General features: G+C 40.1%; 7 protein-coding genes and 1 pseudogene. 3 read left to right on the top strand and 5 right to left on the bottom strand.

The window, feature by feature from the left end:
- Positions 1–57: 57 nt before the first annotated feature.
- From G6Q48_RS21630 to G6Q48_RS21640, 3 genes are read right to left on the bottom strand one after another with little or no spacing between them, the layout of a single operon-like run.
- Positions 58–291: a hypothetical protein gene (locus G6Q48_RS21630; protein ID WP_207393065.1), complete on the bottom strand. Its 234-nt coding sequence runs from the start codon at positions 289–291 to the stop codon at positions 58–60.
- A gap of 38 nt (positions 292–329) precedes the next feature.
- Positions 330–866 (bottom strand): GNAT family N-acetyltransferase, encoded by a 537-nt coding sequence (locus G6Q48_RS21635; protein WP_094963187.1) that lies wholly within the window; start codon positions 864–866, stop codon positions 330–332.
- Between the two features lie 38 nt (positions 867–904).
- A complete protein-coding gene (locus G6Q48_RS21640; protein ID WP_094963186.1) occupies positions 905–1,684 on the bottom strand; it encodes a class I SAM-dependent methyltransferase in 780 nt (259 codons plus the stop codon).
- A gap of 314 nt (positions 1,685–1,998) precedes the next feature.
- Between G6Q48_RS21640 and G6Q48_RS21645 the strand changes: the two genes are divergently transcribed.
- Together G6Q48_RS21645 and G6Q48_RS21650 are read left to right on the top strand one after the other, a co-directional pair.
- Positions 1,999–2,973 (top strand): Rpn family recombination-promoting nuclease/putative transposase, encoded by a 975-nt coding sequence (locus G6Q48_RS21645; RefSeq protein WP_166268364.1) that lies wholly within the window; start codon positions 1,999–2,001, stop codon positions 2,971–2,973.
- Positions 2,974–3,082: 109 nt separating this feature from the next.
- Positions 3,083–3,325, top strand: a complete 243-nt coding sequence (locus G6Q48_RS21650) for a hypothetical protein (RefSeq protein ID WP_166268366.1) — start codon at positions 3,083–3,085, stop codon at positions 3,323–3,325.
- A gap of 54 nt (positions 3,326–3,379) precedes the next feature.
- Here G6Q48_RS21650 and torD read toward each other — a convergent pair whose 3' ends face one another.
- Both torD and G6Q48_RS21660 read right to left on the bottom strand, forming a co-directional pair.
- Positions 3,380–4,015 carry a molecular chaperone TorD gene (gene torD / locus G6Q48_RS21655; protein WP_094963254.1) on the bottom strand — a complete coding sequence of 212 codons (636 nt, stop codon included), beginning with the start codon at positions 4,013–4,015 and terminating at the stop codon, positions 3,380–3,382.
- A pseudogene (locus G6Q48_RS21660) lies at positions 4,016–4,555 on the bottom strand (molybdopterin dinucleotide binding domain-containing protein); the annotation flags it as partial.
- A gap of 71 nt (positions 4,556–4,626) precedes the next feature.
- On the opposite strand from G6Q48_RS21660, the gene G6Q48_RS21665 reads away from it, so the two are divergent.
- On the top strand, positions 4,627–4,825 hold a 199-nt coding region (locus G6Q48_RS21665), incomplete at its 3' end, for a transposase (protein ID WP_166268368.1).

Here is a 4,825-nt window from a genome sequence, read left to right on the forward strand (position 1 = left end):
GTGCAGAATCGATGAATTGCCGCTAAAGCCAGACATATCAAGGCGCGTCGCCTGACCTCAGCTCATATCTAGCAGTGCAATATTGAATACCCCCCCACATTTACTGTGCGCATACCGTGCAAAATCACCAAAGCCAGATCCCAAGTCGAGAACGATTTTACCTTTTAAATCAGGTAATAGCGCCCTTAGTGCCGGCTCTTCCATGATGCCATTAAGACCTGTATCATTGACTCTTAATGCTTGATAATTTTTAAAGAAAATGGGGTCATCATAAATATTTTGTTCTTTCATGGGGAGTCTCTGCATCGTTATCAATTATCTTCAATCTATTACCACTGATCACCACTGCGAAAGTCACAATAGAGTGGTTGGGAAAAATCAATTGTTTTATCTTTTGTCCATCCAAAAACACCGCCTTCTTCATCAATGGAATGAATGTAAGAGCCTTGTTTGAGCTCATAGAGCTTCCCTTCCCAAACATGCCATCCAACCGATTGATATAAATGGCGGCCTTCTTCAGAAGCAGATAACAGCCCGAGTTGATAACAATTAGCGATTATCTCATTAGTTTCTAACATGAGTTGTCGACCAATACCTTGGCGGCGGTAGTTATCTAAGACCGCCATAGCTTCGACATAGCCTACTGTGACGGGCTGATGACCTAATGCCATATTGCGCTGAACAATGGAAACGTGGCCAACAATATGTTGTTGGTCATAAGCTAAAATATGCATGCCACCTAAAGCGTGCTGAAAGTCATCTCGAGAAAAATCACTGTCAAAGCTTTGGTATAACAAAGTGTAGATAGTCTCTTTTTGGTCATTCGATAACTGCGATGTATGGCGACCGAAATATTGGATAGTCATAGCGTCTCTTAAAACGTTAGAAATAAAAGTAAATAGAATCAACGGTTTTTCTGGGCGACCCAAATATGCCAATAATCTTGTTCAATAATTGGGGATAAATGGGATAGATGATGACGTAATGTATTCACTAAAAAGGTAATTTGATTATCATCTAACTCATGCAAAATGGAACGCCCTGTACGCGCGCTAATATCTTGTTCTAGTGAAGAAAAATTATCATAAATACGTCGAGTCTCACAAAAAACCTGAGAGGAAACAAGTTTGAAGCCATTTTGCTGTAATTCAGTTTCGACTTGTTTCTGAGTGGGTCTGCGTTTAGCTTCAACGTCAATCAGTTTGGGAAAGCATTCAAAGAAGAAACCACGTAAGTGTTGTTCTCCACCCGGGAGGGTAACATTCTCCATGGTTCTATCTTGAATAATAAAGTAGCCTTTATCGGAGAGAACTCGATGAATTTCTTGAAAATTATTATTGTAATCTACTAAATGATGGATCAACGCCCGTTCAAAAACTAAATCAATACTTGAAGAGGCTAAACCTGTTTTTTCAGCATTACCTTGTTGGAACGTGGTTTGTGGATAATCTATCGATTTTTCTCTAGCGGTTTTAACCATATGTTCAGAAAAATCAATACCAATGACATTTTTTGCGCCTAATTCAGCCCACGCTCGGCTGTATATTCCACCACCACAGCCAATATCTGCAACGATTTTATTCTTTATATCCACTTGTTTCTCAATGAAATCCATCCATTCTTTAGCTACTGAACGAGTAGCGTAAGTCGATTTGTTTTTTTCATCATGAAAATCTATAGGCATAGAAAAAATCTCACTTTTAATGATAAGTCCAAACGCAGGGGGCTTCGTTACGTTAAATTCATTTTCCAAGTTTATGAGTGCGAATTGTATTACATATAACGGGTATCTATGATGTCTAGAGTGCTTATTGATAACTTAAATTTGAAAAATATGGGGCTGTAAAATTGAATGTTTTTTGTTTTTTTATCGGTAACTCATCACCTTTAAAAATCATTTAATCTTTAAAGTCGATGATTTTCAGCAATAAATTCTGAAATGACGTAGTGGAGATTTTATCTTATTGTGACTGGCATCTGTTCACAGGAGCTGGTGGGATGATGGAAAAAAATATCGCTGCTGCACATGATGCGGCCTTTAAAGGATTTATGGCGCAAATAGAAAATGCTCGGGATTTTTTTGAGATCCACCTGCCTGAGCATCTCCGCTCTTTATGCGATTTTGACACGTTGTCGCTGACTAATTCATCATTCATAGATAAACAATTACGTTCTCGTTTATCTGATGTGCTGTATTCCGTGCAAACAACACAAGGTCAAGGGTATATTTACTTATTAGTCGAGCACCAATCAACTCCTGATAAACTCATGGCTTGGCGCTTAATGCACTATGCTTTTTTAGCCATGAATCAACATATGCAGCAAGGGAATACTTCATTACCGACGGTGATCCCTGTCCTTTTTTATCATGGAGGGCGTTCACCGTATCCCTATACACAGCTGTGGACTGACTGTTTCCCGTTTCCTGATATTGCTAATGATTTATATACCCAGCCATTTCCATTAGTTGATGTCACGGTGATTGATGATGATGAACTGGTTAATCACCGAAAGGTTGCTGTGATGGAATTGGCAATGAAACATAAACATATCCGTGATGAGATCCAACGGGTACTCCCACTCTTGGCGCAGGCGATTAATAAGCACTATAATAGCAGCAATGATGTGATTACTATCCTCAATTATCTGTTTGCTACTTGGGATACGACTGACTTTGAACACGTTATTCAAGTGTTAGAGGAACAAACAGAACAACACAAGGAAACAGTCATGAATATAGCGCAACGCTTACATAATAAAGGTCGCCAAGAAGGGCTTCTTGAAGGCCGAGAAGAAGGCCGAGAAGAAGGTAGAGAAGAGGGGCTAAAAGAAGGTCGAGAAGAAGGTCGAGAAGAAGGCATACAAGACGCCAGAATTACCTTGGCACGTAACTTTCTTAGAAATGGCGTTAGCCTGGAAATTATTATGGAAAGTACAGGGTTAAGTCGTGAAGAATTAATTTCATTACAATAAATTTATCAGGATAGTTGATAGTTATCTTTCAACTATCCTGAATTTATTATGCATTTAACGTGGCTTACAAAAGTTAGAGGAACAAACAGAAAAACACAAGGAAACAGTCATGAATATAGCGCAACGCTTACATAATAAAGGTCGCCAAGAAGGGCTTCTTGAAGGCCGAGAAGAAGGTAGAGAAGAGGGGCTAAAAGAAGGTCGAAAAGAAGGTCGAGAAGAAGGTCGAAAAGAAGGCATACAAGACGCTAGAATTACCTTGGCACGTAACTTTCTTAGAAATGGCGTTAGCCTGGAAATTATTATGGAAAGTACAGGGTTAAGTCGTGAAGAATTAATTTCATTACAATAAATTTATCAGGATAGTTGATATTTACCTTTCAACTATCCTGAATTTATTATGTATTCAACGAGGTTTAACAAAATTAAGTGGGCACTGATCTAATTGAACTAACGCGTATAACAATTGGCTTAATGCACTATAGAAACCAAATTCATCATAGCGCATACACTGAGCGTTAAATTCAGGCAGCCACTGGAGTAGCATATCTAAGGTCTTTTGGCGTAATATTTCAATCTTTTCAAGGGATAAATGCAATTCGCCCGATGAAAAATGCAGATGACTCAATAGTTCAAGAATGATAGATAAATGGTCTATCGGTTCGTTAAATGCGTCATGACTTTGTAACCCAGCCTCCAGTAATAAGCATTTAACGTGTTCGTTTGCTTGCTTCATGTGGGGATAAACAGAAGCATAAGGTAAAGCGGACTGTTTATCTGACATTAAAAACAAACTACAAAAATCAGCAGCCAATTCAAGTTGTGCATCGTGTCTGACATGTAAAGTAGCTATCTTCGATTCTAATAATTGAACCTCAGTGCATAATGCGGCTTCACTTTTGAGGGTTGAAAACCAATCCGCCATTTCAGCGGATTGGATTTGAGCGAGTTTCTGCGTATCTAATTCATGAGAGAATAGTTGTGCTAGCCATGCATAAACACAGGCTATCTGTTCCGGCGTTAAGGCGGTTGACTTGGTCATTTATTTTACCTGCTGTGCGGGGACATATTCACATTGAGCTACCATTTCAATTGGCCCATTAAATGCATTGACGTTATCTATTTGCCCTGTATATTTTTCAATTTCAACTAAAGCAGTGTGAGCGCTGGTGGCTTGTGCCAACTGAGATGTACCAATATCTAGTGTTAATACATTTGGGTTACCGTATTTACATAGCGCATTGATTTCGCCACCTTTAGTGGGATCATACCAAGCCCCTTCATGAATACGTACTACACCGGGGGTATATAGGTCAGAAACCACCGCGCCAGCTAATACTTGTCCACGTTCATTGAATACTCTGACAATATCTCCGTTGTGAATACCTCTTGCTCTAGCATCTTGAGGGCTGATAAATACTGGTTCTTTTCCACTGACGGCATAATATTGACGTAATACGGGCGACTCACATAGCTGGGAATGCAAACGAAAATCGGGGTGGGCTGATTGCAAGTGCAATGGCCAGTGTTTCGAGCCCGGCCCTCCGTGGGAACGTTCGGCTTTTTCGAACCACATAGGATTGTAGTGGTTTAATAAATTTGGCCACCTGAACAGAGGTGATATGCTTACCTCAGAACAACACAGGTGCCTTAATGAAAAAACGAAATTTCAGTGCAGAATTCAGACGTGAATCAGCTCAGCTGGTTGTGGATCAGAACTATACAGTTGCAGATGCCGCGAAAGCCATGAATGTCGGGCTTTCCACCTTGACGCGGTGGGTAAAGCAATTACGGGACGAACGGGCAGGCAAAACACCGAAAGCATCCCCTATCACGCCGGAACAAATTGAGA

This window comes from Providencia sp. M-27 (assembly GCF_011077905.1).
GTDB classification, from domain to species: Bacteria; Pseudomonadota; Gammaproteobacteria; order Enterobacterales; family Enterobacteriaceae; genus Providencia; species Providencia huaxiensis.